Genomic DNA, 23,417 nt, shown 5'->3' with positions numbered 1-23,417 from the left:
TTGTTCAGGCTTTCAGGCGATTACTGCGCCGGTGCCGGAGCGGGTTCCGCTTCCTGCGCCGGTTCAGCGTCTTCCGCCGGGGCGCCCAGCATGGCGAACTGGCCGATGAACTCCTGCAGCGACATTTTGTTGCCGTTCAGGTCAACCTGATTGTCAGCGTAGTGGAACTTGCTCGCGATCACGCCGTCTTTCTGGGTGGTCAGCTTGAACATCTGACCCATGGCCGCCAGGCCCTGCACTTGCTGCTGCGCCAGTTTCTGCGCGTCTTCCTCATTGTAACCCTGCAACAAGGCGGTCTTCGCGGTCACTTCGGTGGCCATCGCTTCCGGAATGGTCAGGCTGAGATCCAGCTTTTTAACCGCCTGAGCGATCACTTGATCCGGCGACTGTGCCGGGGAGGCGGCCTTGCTCGGATCGGTCATCGCCAGATCCAGCGTGAAGATGCTCTCACCCTTGCTGTTTTTCCAGCTCAGCGGGGCGATGCTGAGGCTTGGGTTGCCTTTCAGCAGCATCGGCAGGTTCTTTTGCAGCATCTCGGAGGTCTGCTGTTCGTAGACGTCCGGATCCAGGTTCTCGCCCTGCTGCAGCAGCGCCATGGTTTGGCGGTTGTAGCTGTCGGAGAAGTCTTTCAGCGCCTTGCCGTCGACGTTGTCGATTTTCAGCGTCAGTTTACCGGCGCCGAAGTCGTTGCCCTGCACCTTGAGCGCGTCCATGGTGTAATCGATCTGGCCGCCGATATTGCTGCTGCCTTGCTCGCCGAACTTGCTCACCAGATTGAAACCGTCCAACGCCACGGTGTCTTTACCGTCGATCGTCAGTTTGAACTGTTTCAGGGTCATCGTCTGATCGCCGAGCTTCACGCCGAACTTGCTTTCGTTGCTGTTGCCTTTCAGGTTGAAGCCCTGGAAGGTGATCTGCTCGTTTTGGCCGAATTCGTTCGGGCTGGCGAACACGATAGTGTCGCTATTGGCGTCCAGCGCGATTTTTTTCAGATCGCGGGACACGTCGGCGTCAATGGTGGCGCCGCTGAATTTCAGCGAAGATTTATCCTTCTGGTAGTCCAGTGGGATAAAGTCGATGGTGGACGCAGTATCGCCGCTGTACGAGATGCGCGAATCGGCGGTAAACAGCGATTTGCCTTTGGTGGTTTCAAACAGGCCTTTCACCGCCGGGGTGTTTTCCAGCTCGGTATGCACCGACGCCATGCTCGGCAGCAGGTTGAATTTTTTCAACTGCGCGAACGGGAACGGACCGTGATCGATGGTTTCCAGGAACGCCACTTCTTCACCGGCTTTCAGCGCCGCGTTTTCGCTGGTATCCGTACCATCGGAACGCAGCACATAACGCACTTTACTGCTGAACAGGCCGCGCTGGTAATTTTCATAGCTCAGCTTGACGCCGGCTTTCGGCAGGTAGGCTTTCAGTTGGCCGTTGGCGTTGTCGACGACTTCGCCCATGTGCTGCTCGATCTGTTTCCCGGTGTACCAGGATGCCCCGGTCCATGCTGCGCCAAGAACGACAATGACGCTGACAGCGACTAACGATTTTTTCATAGCTCTGTTTCATCCTTTTTTCTTATAACCCTCCGTTGCGAGGGAGGGGGCAAATGTGGGCCGACAAAAAACGCCCGCAGGCGTTTAATTGTGGGGGCAGCTCTCGCTTTCAGCAAGCAATTTGCTGAAATTTATCAACGGTTAGGCCAGTTGGTTATAAACCCTGGCGATACGGCCGCTGCCGCTGACGTTGACCGGCGATTCGAAGGCGCCGATAAAGCAGGATTCACCCGGTTTGAGCGTCAGGCGCTGCCCGGATTTTTCCAGCGTCGCTTCGCCGCTGACGCAGAACACGATAGCCGCGCTCCGTTGCGCGAGCGCCTGCGGCGCGGCGGTCAAATCGTGCAGCGAGAAGGCGAAATCTTCCACCGGGATCGGGAAGAACAGTTCGTTGCCGCGCCGCTCCGGTTGGGTCAGCAGGCCGGACGCCGGCTGCGGGCGGAACTGCAGGTTGGCCAGCAGCTCGGGCACGTCGATAAATTTCGGCGTCAGGCCGGCGCGCAGCACGTTGTCCGAGTTGGCCATCACCTCCAGCGCCACGCCTTTCAGATAGGCGTGCGGCGTTTCGGCATACAGGAACATCGCCTCGCCCGGCGCGAGCTGCACCACGTTCAGCAGCAGCGGTGAGAACAGACCGCTGTCGTCCGGATAGAAACTGGCGATGAAGCGCACGGTATCCCAGGGTTCACCCTGCTGGTTGTTGAGCGCGGCTTTCAGCACGCCGAGCGCCAGCGACTTTTGCTCGCCGCTCATCGTCAGCAGGCTGGCGAACAGGGTAGACAGATGGGCAGTGTCCGGCTGCTGCAGGAAGGTGGCGATATCGTGGTGCGCGCCGGCGATCGGTTGCAGCAGGGAGACGATATCGGCCAGTTCGCGAAAGCCGTTCATCGCCAGGAACGGCGTCAGGGCGAAGACCAGCTCGGGCTTGTGATTGGGATCTTTATAGTTGCGTTCGGCGGCGCTCAGCGGGATGCCGGCGGCGTTCTCTTTCGCGAAGCCGATCTCGGCCGCCGCTTTGCTCGGGTGGACCTGGATCGACAGCGGTTGATCGGCGCAGAGCACTTTAAACAGGAACGGCAACTCGCCAAAGCGGCTGGCGACGTCAGCGCCCAGCTGCTTTGGCTGGTCTTCATCGATAAGAAAGCGCAGCGAACGCAGTGCGCCATCGGCGCCGGGCACGCGGGAAGGGCTCTTGGGATGCGCGCCCATCCACAGCTCGGCCATCGGCTGATTATCCGGGTTGGCGATGCCGTAAAGACGGGTCAGCGCATCGTGGCTGCCCCAGGCGTAATTCTGTACCGCGTTGGTCATTTTTTGCATGTCGATAAACGTCCTTTGCGTCATTGCCGCACTAATGGCAATAACTTACTGATTTTATACGATTCGCTTCATCTGTGCCGACAACCATCATACGCCCGTGTCGGCAGGAACCCTCATGGGCGCGATCAAAACAACGCCGGATAAGGTTGCGTCCGGCCACGCGGCCAGAGTATAGCGTGATAACGATCGGCGTCTCAAATGGCGCACCGGCCTCAAGAGGGCCCGGCAAATCCGTCAATCGATCGTAGATTGGAGGGAAAGAAATTATTGCCGACAGCGCAGGCTTTCTACGTCATTATTTATTTATCGGCATGTCAAAGTATGTCGGCGGAATTTATTTTTTACCTTCTGAGCCATTCCCTTATTATTATTTTTGCGCCAAGTCGGGCGATCACACGCCGAGCTTAAACCTGAACGACAGACCGCTTTACCGTAGCCGTTAACGAGTCGATTTAACGAAACAAGAGGTCTGTTGCATGAAAAAATGGTTGCTGTTGTTGGGGCTTTGCACCGGGGCGGCTCAGGGGGCGGTGATCGTCACCTATCCCTACGCGGCCCCGCGCGCCGTGGTGATAACGCCGGCGCCGATCGTCGTTGCGCCCGCACCGGTCGCGCTTCCCGCCGTGACTGCACCCGTGGCGCATCCGCTGGCGCTCACCGCCGGCGCGGTGGCGACCGGGGCGTATCGCCATAACGAACGGCAGGATGCCTACGATGAGATCAATCATTTGCAACAGCAGCGGATCGATGAACTCAATCACTTACAGGCGCAGCGCATCAATAATTTTAATTCGCGTCACGCGCGTTAATTTTCATCTCCGCATTTATTATCCCGGTTCTTTCTTCGCCTTTATTTCGGCGCGGGTTAACCGACGGCAAATAACCGCGTCATGAATGGGTAAAAGAGATGAATCGTGCTGTGAGATAACTCTCTTAATGCGAATAGTTATTATGTCACTATACTGGGAATGCGTGCCGACGGGGGGTAGCGCGTCGGTCTAACCCTACAATTTTAGGAATTATGCTAAGGAGACAATGATGGCAGGCGTTCGTATCGAAAAAGACTCCATGGGCCCCATCGAAGTACCGGCCGACAAGCTGTGGGGCGCACAGACCCAGCGCTCATTGGCGCATTTCCGCATTTCCTCCGAAAAGATGCCGACCGCGCTGATCCATGCGCTGGCGTTGACCAAGCGCGCCGCCGCGCAGGTGAACGTGGACCTGGGGCTGCTGCCGGCCGAGCGGGGCGCCGCCATCATCAACGCTGCCGACGAAGTGCTGGCGGGCAGCCATGCCGACCAGTTCCCGCTGTCCATCTGGCAAACCGGCTCCGGCACTCAGACCAACATGAACATGAACGAAGTGTTGGCCAACCGCGCCAGCGAGCTGCTGGGCGGCGTGCGCGGTGAAGAGCGCAAGGTGCATCCGAACGACGACGTCAATAAAAGCCAGAGCTCCAACGACGTGTTTCCCACTGCGATGCACGTGGCGGCGGTGATTGCGTTGCGCGAGCACCTGATCCCCGAGCTGAAAGTGCTGCACAAGACGCTGAGCGACAAGGCCGAAGCCTACCGCGACATCGTCAAAATCGGCCGCACCCACCTGCAGGACGCCACGCCGCTGACCCTGGGCCAGGAAATCTCCGGCTGGGCGGCGATGCTGGCGCACAATCTGAAACACATCGAAGACAGCATCCCGCACATCGCCGAGCTGGCGCTGGGCGGCACGGCGGTCGGCACCGGCCTGAACACCCATCCGGAGTACGCCGTACGCGTCGCTAAAGCGCTGGCGGAGTTGACCCATCAGCCGTTCGTCACCGCGCCGAACAAGTTCGAAGCGTTGGCGACCTGCGATGCGCTGGTGCAGGGGCACGGCGCGCTGAAAGGGTTGGCGGCTTCGCTGATGAAGATCGCCAACGACGTGCGCTGGCTGTCGTCCGGCCCGCGCTGCGGCATCGGCGAGATTTCTATCCCGGAGAACGAGCCGGGCAGCTCCATCATGCCGGGCAAGGTCAACCCGACCCAGTGCGAAGCGATGACCATGCTGTGCGCGCAGGTGCTGGGCAACGACGTGGCGGTGAATATCGGCGGCGCTTCCGGCAACTTCGAGCTGAACGTGTTCCGCCCGATGGTGATCCACAACTACCTGCAGTCGATCCGCCTGCTGGCCGACGGCATGCAGGGCTTCAACGAGCACTGCGCGGTGGGCATAGAACCGAACCGCGATCGCATTACCCAGTTGCTGAATGAATCGCTGATGCTGGTGACGGCGCTCAACACCCATATCGGTTATGACAAAGCGGCGGAAATCGCCAAGAAAGCGCACAAGGAAGGGCTGACGTTGAAAGCCGCGGCGCTGAAGCTCGGCTATCTGACCGAAGCGCAGTTCGATGAATGGGTGCGCCCGGAGGCGATGGTCGGCAGCATGCAGAAATAATTGATCTGTGAGGCAACCGGGGGCTTACTGAGGTAAGCCCCTTTTTTATGGAGAAATTAAGATGTCGCGCGCACAACGTTTACTCGATCTGATGCAGCTGTTGCGCAGCCACCGCTATCCGGTGGCGGGCCATGCGTTGGCGCAGACGCTGGGCATCAGCATGCGCACGCTTTACCGCGATATCTCCACGCTGCAGCAGCAGGGAGCGGAGATCGTCGGCGAAGCGGGGCTCGGCTATGTGCTGCGCCCCGGTTTTATGCTGCCGCCGCTGATGTTCTCGCAAGCGGAAATAGAAGCGCTGGTGCTGGGCATGCGCTGGGTCAGCCGCCGCGGCGACAGCCAGTTGGCGAGCGCCGCGGGCCAGGCGCTCGCCAAGATCGCCGACGTGCTGCCGACGGCGCTGCGGGAGGAGCTGGAGGCCAACACGCTGCTTATCGCACCGGCTCAGTCGCCGCCGGTGGCGGATGAGATGCGGGTGTTAATCCGTGACAGCATCCGCCGCGAGCGCAAGCTGCATATCGACTATCTCGACCTGGCGGGGCAGCGCAGCGAACGCCTGCTGTGGCCCTTTGCGCTGGGCTTTTTCGACCAGTTCCAGATGCTGGTTGCCTGGTGTGAGTTGCGTCAGGCCTTTCGTCATTTTCGCCTCGATCGCATTCAGGCCGCCACGCCGCTTGAACAGCGTTATCCGCATGGCCGGCGGCGACTGTTGAAAGAGTGGCGGTTGAGCGAAGGCATTGCGGAACAATAACGACACGCTGCTGCCATAAACTGTCAGTCGCCTCCTTTAGTCTGTGCCTATCGGGAACCAACCGGTTCCCATCACCCAGAGGACAGACCGATGACCCTTCCCAGCATGACCCTGCTTTACGTCGATAACCCGCTCAACAGCGCCGCCTTTTATCAACGCCTGCTGGGGCAGGCGCCGGTAGAGCTTTCTCCCGGCTTTGCCCTGTTCGTGCTCAACAACGGCTTCAAGCTCGGGATGTGGGCCAAACAGGGGGTAAAACCCGCCGCCACGCTGACCGGCGGCGGCGGTGAACTGGGCTTTTTATGCCAGGATCCGCAAGAGGTGGAGGCGCGCTATAACCAGTGGCGCGAGCTCGGGCTGCCTATCGAGCAAACGCCAACCGAAATGGAATTCGGCTACACCTTTGTGGCGCGGGATCCGGACGGCCATCGCCTGCGGGTATATGCCCTCAGCGAGTAGTGCCGTCGGTATACAGGTGCAGGCGCGGCACCAGCAGCCGCAGCGGCCTGGCGTCGGGTTTGTAGCGATGCTTTACTGCGTCGGCGTCGTAGTTGAGCAGTTCGCCGATCTTCGGCACCGCAGCGCCGCTTTCAACCTGACACAGGGCGATCAGCGGCAGCGGGCAGGGGTGTTGCACCTGCTTTTGCTGCTGCTGATACCACACGCGGGCGATCGGCTGCACTTTGACCGGCCGCTTGATTTTCAACGTCGCATGCTGCGGCAGACGGCTGACATCGTCTATTTCGCGGCTGACCAGGGCGGCCCACTGTTCACGGCTGTGCGGCGGCACCGCGCGGCCGGCTTTCAGACTTTTCTCCAGCTGCGCCAGGATGTCGTCCCGTTTGACGTTTTTGATGATGTGCTTGTTGGCCCAGCCGAAGCGCACCGAGTCGGGATTGGTCAGGGCGGTGAGGGTGCGGTAGGCGCTGAGGGTAATCAGCCCGTGCAAATGGGTGTGCACGAATTCGAAACGCTGCTCCGGCGCCAGGCCGGAATCGACGGTGATAATCTGCTCCAGTTCGCCCTTCAGGCGGTTGATCAGCGCCAGCTGCGCCTGCAGCGCCTGATACTCCGGTTGCTCCACCGCCAGACAGATGACGCCGGGCAGGCGCACGGCGGCCTTGCTGCTGACATTCTCACGGTTATGGTGGATGAAGAGCCGCTGATAGTGTTCCAGCGCCAGATCGCGCGCCGCTTGCCCCACATGCTGCTCGACCGCGATATGCGAAATGGCCTGATGTTCCTGGCCTTTTTCTACCTCCGGCAGGCTGAACACCCGCGCCGCCAGCAGCCGCAGCGGGGTTATCTGCTGCTGCAATGCGCCGAGGGCTTGCTCCAGTTCGGCAAAGCAGGCGTTCATCCGGCCAATCACATCGTATTTGCTCATCATATGCCCCTATTTTAGTTACAACATACTATAGGAGAGTAGCAGGCTGGGGGCAACATCGGCAATGGGACAATACTCGGCTTAACTGCCCACCCGGCTTACCAGGGGGAAATAGGGCGGGCAGCAGGGGGAATTCTCTCGCTCGTCTGCTACGCATGCGGGCAAGTGTGATTGTCGAAAATAAACCTGCTCTTCTTATGGTTTTGATTCATTGATGGATTTTTTCCTGTTCGTTTGTCTTCTGTTTAATCCATTTCCCGTTTGCCGTTGTCCAAACGCTGGAACAAACAGAATGGCAGGACGCTATGAGCCCTTGGGGTTATCTTTTCTTCTGTCATTAACGGGTGCTTTAACAGGAGGTTTACTGTGGATATTAAACAGAAAGTCAAAAACATGACGCTGGAAGAGAAGATCGGGCAAAAAATCATGCTGGATTTTCGCTACTGGGATCGGAACGGTAGCAGCAATCAGGATATGACCGTTCCCGATGAAGCCATTGGCAAGCTGATCACCGATAACCATGTGGGCGGGGTGATCCTGTTTGCCAATAATCTGAAAGATAAGCAGCAGATCAATACGTTAACGGCCTGGTATGCCGCGATGAAAACCCACGCCGGCATCCGCCTGTTCATTGGCACGGATAACGAGGGCGGTAACGTTTTCCGGCTGCCGCGCGGCGACTATGCCTCATTCCCCGGCAATATGGCGCTCGCCGCGGCGATTGAGGGCGGCGCGGATAAACAGCTCGCCGTTGAACAGGGCGAACTGATGGCCCAGGATATGCGCGCGTTGCATATCAATACCAACTTTGCACCGGTTGTGGACGTCAACACCAACCCGTTCAACCCGGTGATTAACGTTCGCGCCTTCAGCGATGATAAGAACGCCGTTTCCCGTCTGGCCGAGAAAATGGTGGCGGGGATGAAGCAGCAAGGGCTTATCACCGCTTACAAACACTTCCCTGGCCATGGCAGCACCTCCACCGACTCGCATACCGGTTTGCCGCGCGTCGATCGTACGCGGGAAGAGGCGTTTGCCATCGATATCGCGCCTTACAAACAGGCCATTGACCGCTGTGCGGCGCCGGACATGGTCATGACCGCGCATATTCAGTACCCCGCGCTGGATAACCGCCAGATCGACACCCGCAGCGGCGAAAAAATCACGGTGCCGGCCACCATGTCGCATGAAATTCAGACCCGCATCCTGCGTGATGAGCTGGGTTATGCCGGCGTAACGATTTCAGATGCGCTGGATATGGGCGCGATTGCCGAGCATTTCAGCCAGCAAGGGGCGGCTGAAAACGTCTTTGCCGCCGGGGTGGATATCGCCCTGATGCCCGTCAGCATCGCTTCGCCCTCTCAGGCTAACCTGCTGCCGGACCTGATTCGTTACCTTGCGGACCGGGTGAAAACAGGGCATCTCAGCGAGGCCGATATCGATGCTTCGGTCGAGCGCATTTTGCGCCTCAAATTACGCCATCACCTGATGGGGCATCGCGAAGCCCCTTGTTCCAGCAGCGTTTCGTCCTCAGCGCATAAGCTGGAAAAACGCATCGCCGATCGCTCCATTACCGTGGTCATTAACCGCCACAGCCTGCTGCCGTTGAAAGACAAGGCGCTGCGCTATTTTATCCTGACCCCGTGGGGTGAGCAGGCCAAAGGCATCGCTAACGTGATGGCGCAGGAGGGTTACCAGAACGTCGTTGCCGCGAAGGAAACGGAACTGAGCGATGCCCAAATCAGGGCACATATTGCCGATTGCGACGTGTTCCTGCTCGGCACGCTTTCGACCCGCTTTACGCCTGCCGAGCAGGATGGGGTCGTGACCTCCGCAACCGGGGCGGCTAATGATACCAGTCCTTATCCGGGCTGGTTGAAATACGCCGCCGAGCAGGGGAAAAAACGCGTTCACCTCTCATTGCGCGCGCCTTACGATATTGTGAACTATGCCGCAGACGTGGATGCAGCCGTCGCCACCTATTCTTACTACGGGTATGACAGCGGCGTATGGCGCGGTCCCTCGATGATATCTCTGGCGCAGGTGCTGACGGGGAAAATCACACCGCACGGCAAACTGCCGGTCAACACCTGGCATGACTACGATGAGGAAACCAATACGGGCAAGGTGGCGTTCCCTCGCGGGACGGGGCTGAGCTGGTAATGGGACAAGTACCGGCGTCGTCAGAAAGGGCGACGCTGGTCGCGGGATAGCGTTGATAAAGCGGGCGGTTTCTTGCTCTGCACGATACGACATGGGATAACCGTCACTCACGGAAGGAGAACATTTATGCCGACAGGCGCAACAAAACTAGGCGGATGGCTGTTGATGGCCGCCATGCTGGGCGTGAGCGGATGCGCCAAACCCCCTGAGCCGGAAAAGCCTCCGCAGCCTGCACAGCCGGTCACACCGATGCGGGGCATCTGGCTGGCCACAGTCATGGGGCTGGACTGGCCGCCGGCGGCCTCCCTGAAAGCGGAGACCGCGCCAGAGCGAATTCGCCTGCAGCAGCAGGCACTGACGGACGCACTGGACGACATGGTGAAAACCGGGATTAACACGGTGTATTTTCAGGTTAAACCGGACGGAACGGCCCTGTGGCGTTCTGACATCTTGCCCTGGTCGGAGGTCTTGACCGGCACCGTGGGCCAGGATCCGGGTTACGATCCGCTGGCCTTTATGCTGAAAGAAGCGCACCGGCGTGGCATCAAAGTGCACGCCTGGCTGAATCCTTATCGGGTTTCCATGAATACCCGGCAGCAAACGATTGATGCGCTTAATCAAACGCTGCAGTCCCCGCCGGCCAGCGTCTATGCGCTGCATCCCGACTGGATACGTACGGCCAACGACCGCTTTGCGCTCGATCCTGGCTTACCCGACGTGCGCAACTGGATCACCGGCGTGGTGGCTGAAGTCGTCAAAAACTATGACGTCGACGGCATTCAATTTGACGATTATTTCTATTATGAGACGCCGCAATCGCCGCTGGATGATGAAAAGACGTATCGCGAATACGGCAAAGGGTTTGCAGACAAGGCCAGTTGGCGAAGAGACAATACGCTGCAATTGATAAAACAGGTTTCAGCCACCGTCAGGGCGCTAAAGCCCGCTGTCGCGTTTGGCGTTAGCCCGGCGGGCGTCTGGCGAAACAAAGCGGACGATCCCGCCGGTTCGGCGACTCAGGCCGGCGCGCCATCGTACGATGCGGCCTATGCCGATACGCGCCAGTGGGTCAAACTGGGGCTGCTCGACTACATCGCACCGCAGCTGTACTGGCCTTTCGATCGTGAAATAGTTCGCTACGACGTGCTGGCCAACTGGTGGGCCGAGGTGGTGAAAGACACGCCGGTTCGGCTTTATGCCGGGGTGGCGCTGTATAAAGTGGGCACGCCATCGGCGAGCGAACCGGCATGGACCGTCGACGGCGGCGTTCCCGAGCTGAAAAGGCAGTTGGATCTCAACGAGAGCTTGCCGGGGATGGGGGGAACCATCCTGTTCCGGCAAGGTTATCTGACCGAGCCGCAAACGGATAAGGCCGTGGAGTACCTGCGCACCCGCTGGAAAACCGGTCAATAATCACCGGCATTGGCATAGCGAGCCGCGGTAATCCACCGCGGCTTTTTTATTCACAGGCGCGCCGCTTCCGGCAGGCGCTTCAGGTAATGCACCACCAGCAGCGCCAGCAACAGCATCAGGCTGATGAACGCCGCCACGCCATTCCAGCCGAAACTGTGCCAGAACACGCCGCCGAGGGTCCCGGCCACGCTCGAGCCGACGTAATAACAGAACAGATACAGCGACGACGCCTGGCCTTTGGCGCGGCGCGCACGGCGGCCGATCCAGCTGCTGGCCACCGAGTGGGCGGCGAAGAAACCGGCGGTGAACAGCATCATGCCGATAAAGATCGCCGGCACCTGCGGCAATGCGGTAATCAGAATCCCGATCAGCATAATCACGATCGACGCCAGCAGCACCGGGCCGCGCCCGAAGCGCGAGGTGAGCGCCCCGGCCTTGGGCGAGCTGTAGGAGCCGGTGAGGTAGACTACCGACAGCAGGCCGACGATCGCCTGGCTCAGGTGATAAGGATCCGCCAGCAGGCGATAACCGATGTAGTTGAACAGGGTGACGAAGCTGCCCATCAGCAGAAAGCCTTCCGCGAACAGCAGCGGCAGCCCCTTATCGTGCCAATGCAGTTTGAAGTTGATCAGCAGCGTGCGGGGGCGCAGCGAGCTGGCGCGAAAATGCCGCGAAGCGGGCAGAATGCGCCAGAACATGAAGGCGGCGGCGAGGGCGAACAAACCGATGACCCCGAGCGAGACGCGCCAGGAGAAGAAGTCGGTCAACACCCCGGTCACCAGGCGGCCGCTCATGCCGCCGATCGAATTGCCGCTGATGTACAACCCCATCGAGAAGGCGACGAAGCTGGGATGGATCTCTTCGCTGAGATAGGTCATGCCGACCGCCGCCACGCCGCTCAGCGACAGGCCGATCAGCGCGCGCATCAGCAAAATGCCGTGCCAGCTGGTCATAAAGGCGCAAATCAGCGTGCAGACTGCCGCCAGCAACAGCGCCACCACCATCACCGACTTGCGGCCGATGGCGTCGGACAGCGGCCCGGTGAACATCAGGCCGATCGCCAGCAGGCCGGTAGAGACCGAGAGCGACAGGCTGCTTTCGGCCGGCGAGACGCCGAAATCTTGCGACAGCACCGGCAGGATCGGCTGCACGCAGTAAAGCAACGCGAAGGTCGCCAGCCCGGCGGAAAACAGCGCCAGCGTTACGCGCATAAACTGCGGCGTGCCGCGTTCGATATAGGGGAGTTTGTTGTTGAGGGTGGAGCGTTTTACTTTTGGCGCAGCGGCCGCGTCATCGTTGGCGGCCAGCGTCGACGGCATCACGGCCGCAGAACGCACAGGGGTTGTCACAGCGTTTCCTTACCGAACTTCGGGGAGATAAACAGACACTTTGCAGATAACAAAATGATAGGGAGCGGCGATTTTTTTGTCTAATATATTAATAATTACAATTAAGACTTTTTAAATATGAATATCGAGTTGAGACACCTGCGTTACTTTATCGCCGTGGCGGAAGAGCTGCATTTTGGCCGCGCCGCGGAGCGGCTGCGTATCTCCCAGCCGCCGCTCAGCCAGCAAATCCAGGCGCTGGAGGATATGGTCGGCGCGCGGCTGCTGGCGCGCAACAACCGTAACGTCAGCTTGACGCAGGCCGGGGAGATGTTCCTCAAAGAAGCCTATCAGGTGCTCGATCAGGTCGGCCGCGCGGCGGAAAAGGCGGCGCGCCTGGATCGCGGCGAACTGGGGGAAATGACCATCGGCTTTACCTCTTCCGCACCGTTTATCGGCGTGGTGGCGCGCAGCCTGCGCGCTTTCCGTCAGCATTCTCCGCAGGTGCACATCAAGATGCGCGAAATCAACACCAAACAGCAGATCGAACCGCTGCTGAACGGTGAGCTGGATCTGGGGGTGATGCGCAACACGCGGCTGCCGGAAGCGCTGCACTATCAGCTGCTGCTGCGCGAACCGCTGGTGGCGGTGGTGCCGGAGGGGCATCCGCTGGCGGAAACGCCCGGCGGCGCGCTGCGTTTTCAACACCTGGCGCAGGAACCGTTCGTGTTCTTCTCGCGTGAAGTGGGCACGGCGCTGTATGACGAAATTCTGCTGCTGCTCGGCAAGGCCGGCATTACCCCGTATATCACTCAGGAAGTGGGGGAAGCGATGACCATCATCGGTTTGGTCTCTGCCGGATTGGGGGTCTCGATTCTGCCGGCGTCTTTCGCCCGGGTGCGGGTGGACGGCGTGCGTTATTTGCCGCTGGCGGAGCCGGACGCCACGACCGAAGTGTGGCTGGTGCATCACCGCCGACGGCCGCTGACCGCCGCGGCGCAGGCGCTGATGGCGTTGATGCTGAAATGACGTTGAGATTGGGCAAATAAAAATCAATTCGCGCTGAAATTGCGAGGAATTTGTGCAGCAAATCACATAACGAATCAAATAGTTGACGCTGTATGACAAAAGCCCCACCATAACCCCTAGTCTTTATTTAGAAGCGCGAAAAATAGTAGGAGCCGGTTTGTGATTGCGGTTGGGCAGCCTGGGCATATTGATCAAATCAAACAGACCAATGCGGGGGCGGTTTATCGGCTAATCGATCAACTGGGCCCGATTTCGCGCATCGAACTGTCAAAACGCGCACAGCTGGCGCCCGCCAGCATCACCAAGATCGTGCGCGAACTGCTGGAAGCCCATCTGGTCAAGGAAACCGAGTACCAGGAAATCGGCAGCCGGGGCCGCCCGGCGGTGGGGCTGGTGCTGGACACCGAGGCCTGGCACTACCTGTCCGCCCGCATCAGCCGCGGCAGCATCACGTTGGCGCTGCGCGATCTGAGCAGCAAACTGGTGGTGGAAGAGCTGCTGCCGCTGGCGGCCGAAGATCCCGAACCGCTGCTGAAACGCATCCTGACCGAAGTCGATCAATTCTTTATTCGCCACCAAAGCAAGCTGGAACGGTTGACGGCGATCGCCATTACGCTGCCGGGCATTATCGACGTGCAGTCGGGCGTGGTGCACCGCATGCCGTTTTACGACGTGCTGGAGATGCCGCTCGGCCCGGCGCTGGAAACCCGGACCGGTCTGCCCGTCTATTTGCAACACGACATCAGCGCCTGGACCATGGCCGAGGCGTTGTACGGCGCCTCGCGCGGCAGCCAGAACGTGATTCAGGTGGTGATCGACCACAACGTCGGCGCCGGCGTGATCACCGGCGGCCACGTGCTGCATGCCGGCAGCCACAGCGTGGTGGAGATCGGCCACACCCAGGTCGATCCTTACGGCAAACGCTGCTACTGCGGCAACCACGGCTGCCTCGAGACCGTGGCCAGCATCGAGAACATGCTGGAGATCGCCCAGCAGCGGCTGAGCGGCTCGATGAGCTCCAGCCTGCACGGCGCGCCGCTGACCGTTGAATCGCTGTGCGACGCAGCGCTGGCGGGCGATCAACTGGCGCGGGACATCATCCTCGGCGTCGGCCACAGCGTGGGGCGCATTCTAGCTATCATGGTCAACCTGTTCAATCCGGAGAAGATCCTGGTGGGTTCGCCGCTCAACCGCGCGGCGGAGATCCTGCACCCGGCCATCGCCTCCTGCATTCGCCAGCAGGCGCTGCCGGCCTACAGCGAGCAGGTCAAGGTTGAATCCACGCAGTTCTTCAATCAGGGCACCATGCCCGGCGCGGCGCTGGTGAAAGAGGCGCTGTACAATGGTTCATTGCTGGTGCAGCTGCTGCAAGGCTAACATCAGAACTTCTTATTAATCCCGCAAAAGATTGAGCTACCTCAAGCCCCTACGTGGCGGCATCCCCTAGAATTTTTCCGCAAGACTTCTTCGCCGCCGGTGCGGCGATACATTGTTAACGGGGCATTCTGGGGCATTTTATTCATGTTGAAGCGTTTATTTGTGACAGGCACGGATACCGACGTCGGTAAAACCGTGGTTTCCCGCGGGTTGATGCAGGCGCTGGCCGCCGATGGCCGCTCGGTCGCGGGCTACAAGCCGATCGCCGCGCGCTGCCAGGAAACCAGCGAGGGCATCCGCAATAAAGACGCTTTGGTGTTGCAGGCCTCTTCCACCTTGCCGCTGTGCTATGAGGAGATCAATCCCATCACCTGTCTGGATGAGGTGTTTCATGCGCATGCCACCGAGGACATCAACTACGGCCTGATGAGCAGCGGCCTGCGCGATCTGTCCGCCAAAGCCGATACGGTGGTGGTGGAGGGCAGCGGCGGCTGGCGCGTGCTGATGAACGATCTGCGGCCGTACGCCGAATGGGTGGTGCAGGAGCAGCTGCCGGTGGTATTGGTGGTGGGCATCAAGCTGGGCTGCGTCAGCCACGCGCTGCTGACCGCGCAGTCGATCATCAATGACGGCCTGCCGCTGCTGGGCTGGGTGGCCAACCGCATCAATCCGGGGTTGGCGCACTATGCCGAAACCATCACGGCGCTGCAGCAGCGCATTTCCGCGCCGCTGCTGGGTGAAATTCCGTATCTGCCGCGCGCGGAGCAGCGCGAACTGGCGCACTACCTCGATATTTCCACGTTGCTGTAGCCCATTTAGGCGCAGAACGTCGCCAACAACCGGGCGGCGATCAGCAGGCCCAGCCCATACACCGTGTGGGTGAGCAGGCTGAGGAGCCGCGCTCTGCGCGGATTGGCGGTTTTCGCCGCCGCCACGCCAAAGCCCAGCGCGGGCTGCATCACCAGAAACGGCGCCGCCAGGCTCAGCCAGCCGCTCAACAGCGCGATGTGCGGTTCCGGCGCCGCATACCACTCGATGCCCGCCAAACCGAGCGGGATAAAGGCGAACGCCAAGCCGATGGCGTAGTGCAGTATCCAGCCGATTTTTCTCTCACCCTGGCGCGGCGGCGCCGTGACGATGGTGGCGTGAAACCAGCGGCCGTCGAACATGCCGAGAAACCAGCGGCCCACCAGCGCGTAATCGAGGGAAGGGATGCCGAAGCGCCGCTTCAGCAGCAACGCCCACAAATCCATGCAGAGGGTGGCGCCGGCGCCGGTTAACAGAATGCGTAATAACAAATCGGGGGTCATAGGGGTGTCCTTGGCTCAGTGACGTGATAAGGTGCGCACAGTGTGCAACTTAAAGTCGGCTTCAAGTCAATGGCAAAAGAACTGGATATCGGCGCGGTGGCGCGCCTGAGCGGAGTCGCGCCTTCTGCGCTGCGGCATTACGAGAAAAAGGGGCTGATCGCGTCAATAGGCCGCCACGGTTTGCGCCGTCAATACGCCGCCGGGGTGCTCGATCAACTGCGGTTGATCGCCCTCGCGCGCCTGGCCGGTTTTACGTTGGATGAGATGAGCGCCTTGTTTGACGAACGGGGCAAAATCGCGCTCGATCGCGTGTTGCTGGCGGCGCGGGCGGATGAGCTGGATCGCCATATCCAGCGCCTTATACAGGTGCGCGACGGGCTGCGGCACATGGTCGATTGCCCTGAACCTGAGCACCTGCAGTGCCCGCAGTTCAGGAAAATATTGCAGCAGGGTGAGTTCTAAGCCTCGCGTTTGGGCAGCGGCGCCGTGTGGTACACCGAGATCGGCCGCAGGCCGCGCGACACGGTGGTGGCGATCACGCAGGCGAGCAGAATGCCGGGCAGCAGCGCGTATTCGCCGGTCATTTCAAACACCATCAGCGCCGCCATGATCGGCGCATGGGTGGTGGCGGCCAGCAGGGTGGCCATGCCGGTCAGCGCCAGCAGCAGCGGCACCGCCGCATCCATGCCCGGCCACAGGCCGAACAGCTGACCGATTATCGATCCGAGCGCGGCGCCGACGAACAGCGTCGGGGTGAAGACCCCGCCGGGCGCGCCCGAGCCGCTGCTGGCGAGGATCGCCAACAGTTTACACACCAGGATCGCGCCCAGCAGCAACACCCCCGGCGGCGCGATCAGCAGCGCCTGCACCACACTGTAGCCATTGCCCCACACCTGCGGAAACAGCAGCGAAAGCAATCCGACGATCAGGCCGCCCAACGCCAGCTGCAACGGCGGCTTCAGGCGCAGCGATCGGAAGGCGCGGCCGCTGGCGGTCATCAACCACAAAAACAGCGGCCCGCCGACGCCGGCCACCACACCGACCAGCGCCATCAGCAGGTATTGCGTCGGCAAGGGGGCGGCGAGCGGCGTCACCAGGTAGAGCGGCGCCTGGCCGCCGTTGAGCAGGTTGGTCATCAGCAGGGCGCTCACTGCGGCGATCACCACCGGGCCGAGTGAGGCCAGCATCAGGGTGCCGAACAGGATCTCGGCGATAAACAGGCTGCCCGCCAACGGCGCATGGTAGGCGCTGGCCATCCCGGCGGCGGCGGCGCAGGCCACCCACAGTTTCCATTCTTTCTCGTGCGTAAAGCGCTGGGCGAAGAGCGATCCCACCAGCGCCGCCAGCAGGATCATCGCGCCTTCGCGGCCGATGGCGCTGCCGCTCGACACCACCAGCAGCGACGCCAGACACTTCACCAGGCTGGCGCCGGTATCCAGCTTGCCGTTGCCGGTCTCAATCGCTTCCATATAGTCGGTGGGCGCCGCCGGGCGCTGGTGGCGGTAGCGCTGGTGAATATACAGCAGCAGGCCCGCCGCCAGACCGCCCAGCGCGGGCGTCAGCGCGCGTCGCCAGCCGGGCAGCGCGGCGGCGGCGGCCACCAGGCTGCCGTCGGCATTGCCGAGCAGCAGCCACTCGAGGCCAATCATCGAACGGTGGAACAGCCACACCGCCAGGGCGGCGGCGACGCCGATAAACACGGCGATAAACAGGCTGCGTAGCAGGGCGCGATAGTGGTGCAGATGGACCAATCTTTTCATGCGTGGGCGGCGTCGTGAGAAAAATCAAAGGGTCATCAGCGCATTGTGCTTGGCGCTCCGGCCGATGACCAGTGAATCTTTAGCAAACTGCGGCATGGGCGGGGCGGCGAGCGCCCCGGCGTGGTTTATTGCGGTGTCAACACCCGGCGTGTGCGGCCGGAACTGAGGTAGTCGGCGATATAATCCTGCGAGATTTCGCCGCTGTAGCGGCCGTCTTCATCGACGATCGGCATCCAGGACGTATTGTGCTCATACAGCTTCGACAGCACCACGCGCAGGTTCTCTTCCGCGCGGGCGGTGACGCGGAAACGGTGCAGGCTGTCGGCGCACACCCCCGGCGCGCCGCGCGCCTCACGGCGTTTGACGTAGCCCAGCGGCTTGCCGTCGGCGTCCACCACCGTCACCGAACGGGCGTCGATATCGTCCATCAGCCCGAACGCCTCCACCAGCGGCGTTTCCCGGCGCACCGTCACCGTCTCTTGTTGGCCTGCCACGTCGCCGGCCTGCACCAGCAGCAGGCGCTTCAGCGTGCGATCCTGGCCGACAAATGAGGCGACGAACTCGTTCGCCGGCCGCGCCAGCAGCTCATCGGCGCTGGCGTTCTGCACGATTTTGCCCTGGCGGAACACCGCAATGCGATCGCCGAGCTTCAGCGCTTCGTCGATGTCGTGGCTGACCAGCATCACGGTCTTTTTCAGCTGGCGCTGCATGTCGAGAAACTCGTTCTGGATGGTTTCGCGGTTGATCGGATCCACCGCGCCGAAGGGTTCATCCATCAGCAGCACCGGCGGATCGGCCGCCAGCGCGCGGATCACGCCGATGCGCTGTTGCTGCCCGCCCGACATCTCTTTCGGGTAGCGGTGCAAAAAGCGTTTGGGATCCAGCGCCACCATGCTCATCAGCTCCTCGGCACGGGCGTGGCAGCGTTTTTTGTCCCAGCCCAGCATGCGCGGCACCACGGAGATGTTCTCCTCGATGGTCATGTTGGGGAACAGACCGATCTGTTGGATGACGTAGCCGATTTTACGGCGCAGGCTGACGGTATCCAGCTCGCTGGTGTCTTCGCCGTTGATCAGAATGGTGCCGCCGGTGGGTTCGATCAGGCGGTTGATCATCTTCAGCGTGGTGGTTTTGCCGCAGCCGGAAGGGCCGAGCAGCACGCAGATTTCGCCTTCCGGCACGTCCAGATTGATGTTGTCGACGGCGTTGAACGGCGTGCCGTTCTTTTGCATGAACTGTTTGGTCAGATTTTCCAATTTAATCATGAGCGGATCCCCTTGGGCGTTAGCGCAATTTGCAAGCGGTGCAATAACCAATCGAGGACGATCGCCAGCAGGCTGATCATCACGGCGCCGGTAATCAACTGGCGAATGTCACTGCTGCTGATGCCGTTGAGCAGCAGCAGGCCGAGGCCGCCGGCGCCGATCACCGCGGCGATCGCCATCACGCCGATATTCATCACCACGGCGGTGCGGATGCCGCCGAAAATCACCGGCAGCGCCACCGGGATCTCCACCCAGCGCAGCCGTTGCCAGAAGGTCATGCCGATGCCGCGGCCGGCTTCGCGCAGCCCGCCGGGCAGGTTGTCGAGCGCGGTGTGGGTATTGCGCACGATCGGCAGCAGCGAGTAGAGGAACACCGCGGTGATCGCCGGCACGTAGCCGATGCCGTGGCCAATCAATGAAAACAGCGGGATCATCAGCCCGAACAGGGCGATGGAGGGCACGGTCAGCACCAGCGTGGCCAGGCTCAGCACCGGCGTCGCCAGCCATTTGTGGCGGACGATCAGCACGCCAAGCGGCACGCCGATCAGGATCGCCAGACCCACGGCGACGCCGACCAGCAGCAGGTGTTCCAGCGTCAACCCGGCGATATAGGCCCAGTTTTGCCAGGCGTAGAGTAAGGTATTCATCATGCCTCCTTAAATCAGGCCGCGCTGCTTGAGAAACGCGTCGGCGACCTGTTGCGGCGTCTGATAGTCGATATCCACCTTAGCGTTCAGCTCGGTGATCACCTGGTTATTGAACTGTTTCGACAGCGTGTTCAGCGCCGCTTCCAGCCCCGGCGTGTTTTGCAATACGTCGGCGCGCACTACCGGCGTGACCGCGTAGCTCGGGAAATAGCCTTTGTCGTCTTCCAGCACCTGCAGATCGAACCCTTTCACCCGGCCATCGGTGGTGTACACCAGCCCGGCATCGACGAAGCCGTCGCGAATGGCGTTGTAGACCAGGCCGGGGTCCATCTGGCGGATTTGCGGGCGATCGAGCGGCATGTCGTACAGCGCCTGCATCGGCTTCAGGCCATCCGAGCGGCCGGCAAACTCCAGATCCAACCCCAGCAGCCAGTTGTGTTTCGGGTCGGTTTTACGCACCTGTTCCACTTTGGCCACCAGCTGCGACATCGTGCGGATCTGCTCTTTTTCCGCGCGCCGGCGCTGCATGGCGAAGGCGTAGGTGTTGTTCATGTCCGCCGGCTGCAGCCACACCAGGCCGAGTTTGGCGTCGAGCTTTTTCACCGTGTCGTAAGTTTCCTGCGGCGTCATGCGCTTATTGATGTGGTTAAAGATGATCAGCGAGGTGCCGGTGTATTCCCAGGTCATGTCGATCTGTTTGTTGATCATGGCGTTGCGGGTGATCACCGTGGCCAGGTTGGTCTTGGGTTCGACCTGAAAACCTTTGGCCCGCAGGTATTGCACGGTGATCGCCGACAGAATGCGCTGTTCGGTAAAGTTCTTGCTCGCCAGCGTCAGCGGGGCGGCCCAGGCGGCCGCGCCGGTCATCAGCAAGGAGAACAGCAGCGCGTGGCGGAGGCGTTGTAACCATCGAGTCATCGCGTTTCTCCCATCAGGATGCGGTGTGCGGGCTGAGCCGGCGGCCGAGACCGGCCAGCGCCAGATCGAGCAGCAGGGCGATCAGCGCGGTGGCGGCGGCGCCGAGGATCAGCGTCGGGAAGTCGTTCAGGTAGATGCCGGGGAAAATCAGCTCGCCGTAGCTGCTGGCGCCAATCAAAAACGCCAGCGGCGCGGTGCCGACGTTAATCGCCATCGCGATGCGTATCCCGGCGAAGATCACCGGCAGCGCGTTGGGGAGTTCGACCTGGCGCAGCCGCTGCCCGGCGGTCATGCCAATACCGTTGGCGGCCTCGACCAGCGCCGGCGGCACCGAGCGCAGGCCGGCATAGGTATTGCGCACGATGGGCAGCAGCGAGGCGAGGAACAGCGCCACCACCGCCGGCCGATCGCCGATGCCGATGATCACCATCGCCAGCGCCAGCACCGCCAGCGGCGGCAGGGTGTTGCCGACGTTGAAGATTTGCATCACGTGTTCCGCCCAGCGGCGGGCGAAAGGGCGGCTCAGCAAGATACCGCTGGGAATGCCGACCAGCAGCGACAGCAGCATGGAGCAGGCCACCAGGAACATGTGTTGTTGGCCGAGGTAGATCAAATCTTCCCGGCGCGACTTGAGGGTGTCCCAACCGATGCCGTAAACCAGCAGTGCGATGACGGCGATAAACAACAGGCTCCCGAGGAGCAGGCGCCGGTATGGCGCTGACTTGTGCATGATGTTGCGTCCTCCGTTGCGCGGAGCGGCCGACGAGACGGCGCATTCCGCTCTGATTGTTACCCACGGCCCGGCGGGCGTGGCGGTACAAAACGGGCGTTTCGCATGAGGTTAGCGACATTGAGCGAAGGGTGCGTTCGGCACAGCGTGCTGAACGTAGGCTCAATACGTGAGTTAATCAGCATAAGATACTGATATTTAAACCCGAGAAAGCACGAAGCCCAACGACTCCGGCTAGGGAAGGTATAGCACCCTGTCGTTGACCGTGCCAAGTTTTATGAACAAAATCAGGTGATTGAGTTTGCGCCGATCGGCGTCTCAGCCCGCGTCAGCGCTGGGATGGGGGGAAAGTGAAAAAAATCCGCCGCATAACGTTACGCCGTAACAACAAGTCCAATGGTGCGATCCGCCGTCGGCGAAGACGGGATGTGAGAGCGGATAGACTCGGTGCAGGCGCTTGCTGATATACTCAGGGAAAACAAAAACGCCAGGAAACCTGCATAACGCCATGACAAATAACGTTTCACCCGCACCCATCGCTCACCGCCCGCTGATTCTGATCGCCTGCATGCTGGCGATGTTCATGTCGGCGATCGAAGCCACCATCGTCGCCACCGCCATGCCGACCATCATCGGCGATCTCGGCGGTTTCTCGCTGCTGGGCTGGGTGTTCGCGGTCTATTTGCTGTCGCAGGCGATCACCATTCCCATCTACGGGCGGCTGGCGGATCTCTACGGCCGCAAGCGGGTGTTCTTCTTCGGCGCCACGCTGTTCCTGTTGGGATCGGTACTGTGCGGTTTCGCCCCCGACATGTATTGGCTGATCGGCTTTCGTCTGCTGCAGGGGCTGGGCGCCGGCGCCATCATGCCGATCGCCTCTACCATCATCGGCGATATCTACAGCGCCACCGAACGGCCGAAGGTGATGGGATACCTGTCGAGCGTGTGGGGCGTGTCGGCGATCATCGGCCCGCTGTTGGGGGCGTTTATCGTGCAGCATTTGCCGTGGGCGTTGGTGTTCTGGGTCAACCTGCCGATCGGCCTGTTGGCGATGTTCTTCCTCTGGCGCTATCTGCCGGCGCATCAGCCATTGCGCCAGCACGCGCTGGATCTGGCCGGTACCGCCTGGCTGACGCTGTTCGTTTCGGCGCTGCTGTTGGCGCTGTTGCAGATGGAAAGCCTGGGCTGGTGGGTGGTGCCGCTGTTTGCGCTGGCGGCGGCGGCGCTGGCGCTGCTTGTCCGCCAGGAGCGGCGCGCGGTCGAACCGCTGTTCCCGTTGGCGCTGTGGCAAAGCCGGGTGATCGTCGCCGGTAACATCGGCGGGCTGGTGATCGGCGCGGCGATGATGGGCATCAGCGCCTTTCTGCCGACCTTCATTCAGGGCGTGATGGGGGGCTCGCCGCTGGAGGCGGGCACCACGCTGGCGCTGATGTCGATCGGGTGGCCGCTGGCCAGCACGCTGAGCGGCCGCTTGATGCTGATGACCTCGTACCGCGCCACGGCGCTGCTGGGCGCGCTGTTGTTGGTGGCGGGCGGCCTGATCTTGCTGCTGCTGCAGCCGGAGGGCGGCTTGCTGTGGGGCCGGGTGGCGGCGTTTATGGTCGGCGCCGGCATGGGGCTGTGCAATACCACGTTTCTGGTTTCGGTGCAGAACGCGGCACATTACAGCATTCGCGGCATCGCCACCGCCTGTACGGTGTTTACCCGTATGGTGGGCTCGGCCATCGGCACCGCGATTTTGGGCGCGACGCTGAATCTCAACCTGCAGTGGCGTTTGCCGGAGATTGACGATCCGGTGCAGCGGCTGATGGAACCGGCAGTGCGCCAGAGCATGGGGAGCGAGGCGTTGGCGCAGCTGACCCAGCAAGTGGCGGCTTCGCTGCATTGGGTGTTTCTGGTTTCGGCGCTGGTGTCGTTGCTGGCGCTGGCGGCGGCGATGCTGATCCCGGCGCGTTGTCGGCCGCAGGGCGAAGAGGAAGAGGCGGAACAGGCGTAAGGAAAGAAGGAGCGGGCGCTGCTGCAGAGCGCCC

The 23,417-nt window shown here is 61.2% G+C and carries 21 protein-coding genes; 11 read left to right on the top strand and 10 right to left on the bottom strand.

The features are described 5' to 3' along the window. Window positions 1–20 precede the first annotated feature (20 nt). Entirely contained in the window at window positions 21–1,553 is a 1,533-nt protein-coding gene (locus ITX55_RS02720) for a YdgA family protein (RefSeq protein ID WP_089194699.1), read from the bottom strand. Window positions 1,554–1,694: 141 nt separating this feature from the next. Continuing rightward, window positions 1,695–2,873 (bottom strand): mannose-6-phosphate isomerase, encoded by a 1,179-nt coding sequence (gene manA / locus ITX55_RS02715; RefSeq protein WP_108680640.1) that lies wholly within the window; start codon window positions 2,871–2,873, stop codon window positions 1,695–1,697. 476 nt (window positions 2,874–3,349) lie between these two features. Between manA and ITX55_RS02710 the strand changes: the two genes are divergently transcribed. The 4 genes from ITX55_RS02710 to ITX55_RS02695 all read left to right on the top strand — a co-directional run bounded on the left by ITX55_RS02710 (window position 3,350) and on the right by ITX55_RS02695 (window position 6,519). Beyond that, a complete protein-coding gene (locus tag ITX55_RS02710) occupies window positions 3,350–3,682 on the top strand; it encodes a hypothetical protein (protein ID WP_042784419.1) in 333 nt (110 codons plus the stop codon). Between the two features lie 229 nt (window positions 3,683–3,911). After that, window positions 3,912–5,309 carry a class II fumarate hydratase gene (gene fumC / locus ITX55_RS02705; RefSeq protein ID WP_042784421.1) on the top strand — a complete coding sequence of 466 codons (1,398 nt, stop codon included), beginning with the start codon at window positions 3,912–3,914 and terminating at the stop codon, window positions 5,307–5,309. Between the two features lie 61 nt (window positions 5,310–5,370). Next, window positions 5,371–6,060: a YafY family protein gene (locus ITX55_RS02700; RefSeq protein ID WP_108680642.1), complete on the top strand. Its 690-nt coding sequence runs from the start codon at window positions 5,371–5,373 to the stop codon at window positions 6,058–6,060. Between the two features lie 90 nt (window positions 6,061–6,150). Beyond that, window positions 6,151–6,519, top strand: coding sequence for a VOC family protein (locus ITX55_RS02695; RefSeq protein ID WP_028128189.1), 369 nt, complete (start codon window positions 6,151–6,153; stop codon window positions 6,517–6,519). Here ITX55_RS02695 and tus read toward each other — a convergent pair. Then, window positions 6,509–7,447, bottom strand: a complete 939-nt coding sequence (tus, locus tag ITX55_RS02690) for a DNA replication terminus site-binding protein (protein ID WP_033642973.1) — start codon at window positions 7,445–7,447, stop codon at window positions 6,509–6,511. The genes ITX55_RS02695 and tus overlap by 11 nt on opposite strands. A 366-nt stretch (window positions 7,448–7,813) precedes the next feature. Here tus and ITX55_RS02685 point away from each other — a divergent pair, with 366 nt between their 5' ends. Further along, window positions 7,814–9,610 (top strand): glycoside hydrolase family 3 protein, encoded by a 1,797-nt coding sequence (locus ITX55_RS02685; RefSeq protein WP_108680644.1) that lies wholly within the window; start codon window positions 7,814–7,816, stop codon window positions 9,608–9,610. A 126-nt stretch (window positions 9,611–9,736) separates the two neighbouring features. Continuing rightward, window positions 9,737–11,023, top strand: a complete 1,287-nt coding sequence (locus tag ITX55_RS02680) for a glycoside hydrolase family 10 protein (protein ID WP_108680646.1) — start codon at window positions 9,737–9,739, stop codon at window positions 11,021–11,023. Window positions 11,024–11,073: 50 nt separating this feature from the next. Here ITX55_RS02680 and ITX55_RS02675 read toward each other — a convergent pair whose 3' ends face one another. Beyond that, the gene (locus ITX55_RS02675; RefSeq protein ID WP_169539675.1) at window positions 11,074–12,342 is read right to left on the bottom strand and encodes an MFS transporter; all 1,269 of its coding nucleotides are present in this window, start codon (window positions 12,340–12,342) and stop codon (window positions 11,074–11,076) included. 147 nt (window positions 12,343–12,489) lie between these two features. Here ITX55_RS02675 and ITX55_RS02670 point away from each other — a divergent pair, with 147 nt between their 5' ends. The 3 genes from ITX55_RS02670 (at window position 12,490) to bioD (ending at window position 15,567) form a co-directional block, all read left to right on the top strand. Continuing rightward, complete coding sequence (locus tag ITX55_RS02670) at window positions 12,490–13,380, top strand: LysR substrate-binding domain-containing protein (protein ID WP_033650481.1); 891 nt, start codon at window positions 12,490–12,492, stop codon at window positions 13,378–13,380. Window positions 13,381–13,539: 159 nt separating this feature from the next. Continuing rightward, a complete protein-coding gene (locus ITX55_RS02665; RefSeq protein WP_033642978.1) occupies window positions 13,540–14,757 on the top strand; it encodes an ROK family transcriptional regulator in 1,218 nt (405 codons plus the stop codon). 144 nt (window positions 14,758–14,901) lie between these two features. Continuing rightward, entirely contained in the window at window positions 14,902–15,567 is a 666-nt protein-coding gene (gene bioD, locus ITX55_RS02660; RefSeq protein ID WP_033642979.1) for a dethiobiotin synthase, read from the top strand. Window positions 15,568–15,572: 5 nt separating this feature from the next. Here the strand turns inward: bioD and ITX55_RS02655 are convergent, their stop codons facing one another. Then, the gene (locus ITX55_RS02655) at window positions 15,573–16,067 is read right to left on the bottom strand and encodes a DUF2938 family protein (protein ID WP_108680648.1); all 495 of its coding nucleotides are present in this window, start codon (window positions 16,065–16,067) and stop codon (window positions 15,573–15,575) included. Window positions 16,068–16,136: 69 nt separating this feature from the next. Between ITX55_RS02655 and ITX55_RS02650 the strand changes: the two genes are divergently transcribed. Continuing rightward, window positions 16,137–16,529, top strand: coding sequence for a helix-turn-helix domain-containing protein (locus tag ITX55_RS02650; protein ID WP_033642982.1), 393 nt, complete (start codon window positions 16,137–16,139; stop codon window positions 16,527–16,529). Here ITX55_RS02650 and clcB read toward each other — a convergent pair. The 5 genes from clcB to ITX55_RS02625 all read right to left on the bottom strand — a co-directional run bounded on the left by clcB (window position 16,526) and on the right by ITX55_RS02625 (window position 21,387). Further along, entirely contained in the window at window positions 16,526–17,827 is a 1,302-nt protein-coding gene (gene clcB, locus ITX55_RS02645) for a voltage-gated ClC-type chloride channel ClcB (RefSeq protein ID WP_108680650.1), read from the bottom strand. The two genes, ITX55_RS02650 and clcB, sit on opposite strands and share 4 nt — an antisense overlap. A 125-nt stretch (window positions 17,828–17,952) precedes the next feature. Beyond that, the gene (gene osmV / locus ITX55_RS02640) at window positions 17,953–19,092 is read right to left on the bottom strand and encodes an osmoprotectant ABC transporter ATP-binding protein OsmV (protein WP_108680652.1); all 1,140 of its coding nucleotides are present in this window, start codon (window positions 19,090–19,092) and stop codon (window positions 17,953–17,955) included. Beyond that, entirely contained in the window at window positions 19,089–19,739 is a 651-nt protein-coding gene (gene osmW / locus ITX55_RS02635; RefSeq protein ID WP_015377782.1) for an osmoprotectant ABC transporter permease OsmW, read from the bottom strand. The genes osmV and osmW overlap by 4 nt, the downstream gene beginning before the upstream one ends. A 9-nt stretch (window positions 19,740–19,748) precedes the next feature. Beyond that, the gene (locus ITX55_RS02630) at window positions 19,749–20,606 is read right to left on the bottom strand and encodes a glycine betaine ABC transporter substrate-binding protein (RefSeq protein ID WP_223524993.1); all 858 of its coding nucleotides are present in this window, start codon (window positions 20,604–20,606) and stop codon (window positions 19,749–19,751) included. A gap of 64 nt (window positions 20,607–20,670) precedes the next feature. Next, on the bottom strand, window positions 20,671–21,387 hold the full coding sequence (locus ITX55_RS02625; RefSeq protein WP_033642986.1) for an ABC transporter permease: 717 nt from the start codon (window positions 21,385–21,387) through the stop codon (window positions 20,671–20,673). 508 nt (window positions 21,388–21,895) lie between these two features. On the opposite strand from ITX55_RS02625, the gene ITX55_RS02620 reads away from it, so the two are divergent. Then, window positions 21,896–23,383 carry an MDR family MFS transporter gene (locus ITX55_RS02620; RefSeq protein WP_033642987.1) on the top strand — a complete coding sequence of 496 codons (1,488 nt, stop codon included), beginning with the start codon at window positions 21,896–21,898 and terminating at the stop codon, window positions 23,381–23,383. Window positions 23,384–23,417: the final 34 nt, after the last annotated feature.

It is taken from the genome of Serratia sp. EWG9 (assembly GCF_019913725.1).
GTDB classification, from domain to species: domain Bacteria; phylum Pseudomonadota; class Gammaproteobacteria; order Enterobacterales; family Enterobacteriaceae; genus Serratia; species Serratia ureilytica.
Note: the sequence above shows the minus strand (reverse complement) of the source record. Positions and strands in the feature narration are given on the sequence as shown.

Excerpts from the sequence above, each read along its gene's own strand:
- ITX55_RS02720 (WP_089194699.1), bottom strand. The coding sequence starts at position 1,553 with ATGAAAAAATCGTTAGTCGCTGTCAGCGTCATTGTCGTTCTTGGCGCA.
- manA (WP_108680640.1), bottom strand. The coding sequence starts at position 2,873 with ATGCAAAAAATGACCAACGCGGTACAGAATTACGCCTGGGGCAGCCAC.
- ITX55_RS02710 (WP_042784419.1), top strand. The coding sequence starts at position 3,350 with ATGAAAAAATGGTTGCTGTTGTTGGGGCTTTGCACCGGGGCGGCTCAG.
- fumC (WP_042784421.1), top strand. The coding sequence starts at position 3,912 with ATGGCAGGCGTTCGTATCGAAAAAGACTCCATGGGCCCCATCGAAGTA.
- ITX55_RS02700 (WP_108680642.1), top strand. The coding sequence starts at position 5,371 with ATGTCGCGCGCACAACGTTTACTCGATCTGATGCAGCTGTTGCGCAGC.
- ITX55_RS02695 (WP_028128189.1), top strand. The coding sequence starts at position 6,151 with ATGACCCTTCCCAGCATGACCCTGCTTTACGTCGATAACCCGCTCAAC.
- tus (WP_033642973.1), bottom strand. The coding sequence starts at position 7,447 with ATGAGCAAATACGATGTGATTGGCCGGATGAACGCCTGCTTTGCCGAA.
- ITX55_RS02680 (WP_108680646.1), top strand. The coding sequence starts at position 9,737 with ATGCCGACAGGCGCAACAAAACTAGGCGGATGGCTGTTGATGGCCGCC.
- ITX55_RS02675 (WP_169539675.1), bottom strand. The coding sequence starts at position 12,342 with ATGCCGTCGACGCTGGCCGCCAACGATGACGCGGCCGCTGCGCCAAAA.
- ITX55_RS02670 (WP_033650481.1), top strand. The coding sequence starts at position 12,490 with ATGAATATCGAGTTGAGACACCTGCGTTACTTTATCGCCGTGGCGGAA.
- bioD (WP_033642979.1), top strand. The coding sequence starts at position 14,902 with ATGTTGAAGCGTTTATTTGTGACAGGCACGGATACCGACGTCGGTAAA.
- ITX55_RS02655 (WP_108680648.1), bottom strand. The coding sequence starts at position 16,067 with ATGACCCCCGATTTGTTATTACGCATTCTGTTAACCGGCGCCGGCGCC.
- ITX55_RS02650 (WP_033642982.1), top strand. The coding sequence starts at position 16,137 with ATGGCAAAAGAACTGGATATCGGCGCGGTGGCGCGCCTGAGCGGAGTC.
- clcB (WP_108680650.1), bottom strand. The coding sequence starts at position 17,827 with ATGAAAAGATTGGTCCATCTGCACCACTATCGCGCCCTGCTACGCAGC.
- osmV (WP_108680652.1), bottom strand. The coding sequence starts at position 19,092 with ATGATTAAATTGGAAAATCTGACCAAACAGTTCATGCAAAAGAACGGC.
- osmW (WP_015377782.1), bottom strand. The coding sequence starts at position 19,739 with ATGAATACCTTACTCTACGCCTGGCAAAACTGGGCCTATATCGCCGGG.
- ITX55_RS02630 (WP_223524993.1), bottom strand. The coding sequence starts at position 20,606 with ATGACCGGCGCGGCCGCCTGGGCCGCCCCGCTGACGCTGGCGAGCAAG.
- ITX55_RS02625 (WP_033642986.1), bottom strand. The coding sequence starts at position 21,387 with ATGCACAAGTCAGCGCCATACCGGCGCCTGCTCCTCGGGAGCCTGTTG.
- ITX55_RS02620 (WP_033642987.1), top strand. The coding sequence starts at position 21,896 with ATGACAAATAACGTTTCACCCGCACCCATCGCTCACCGCCCGCTGATT.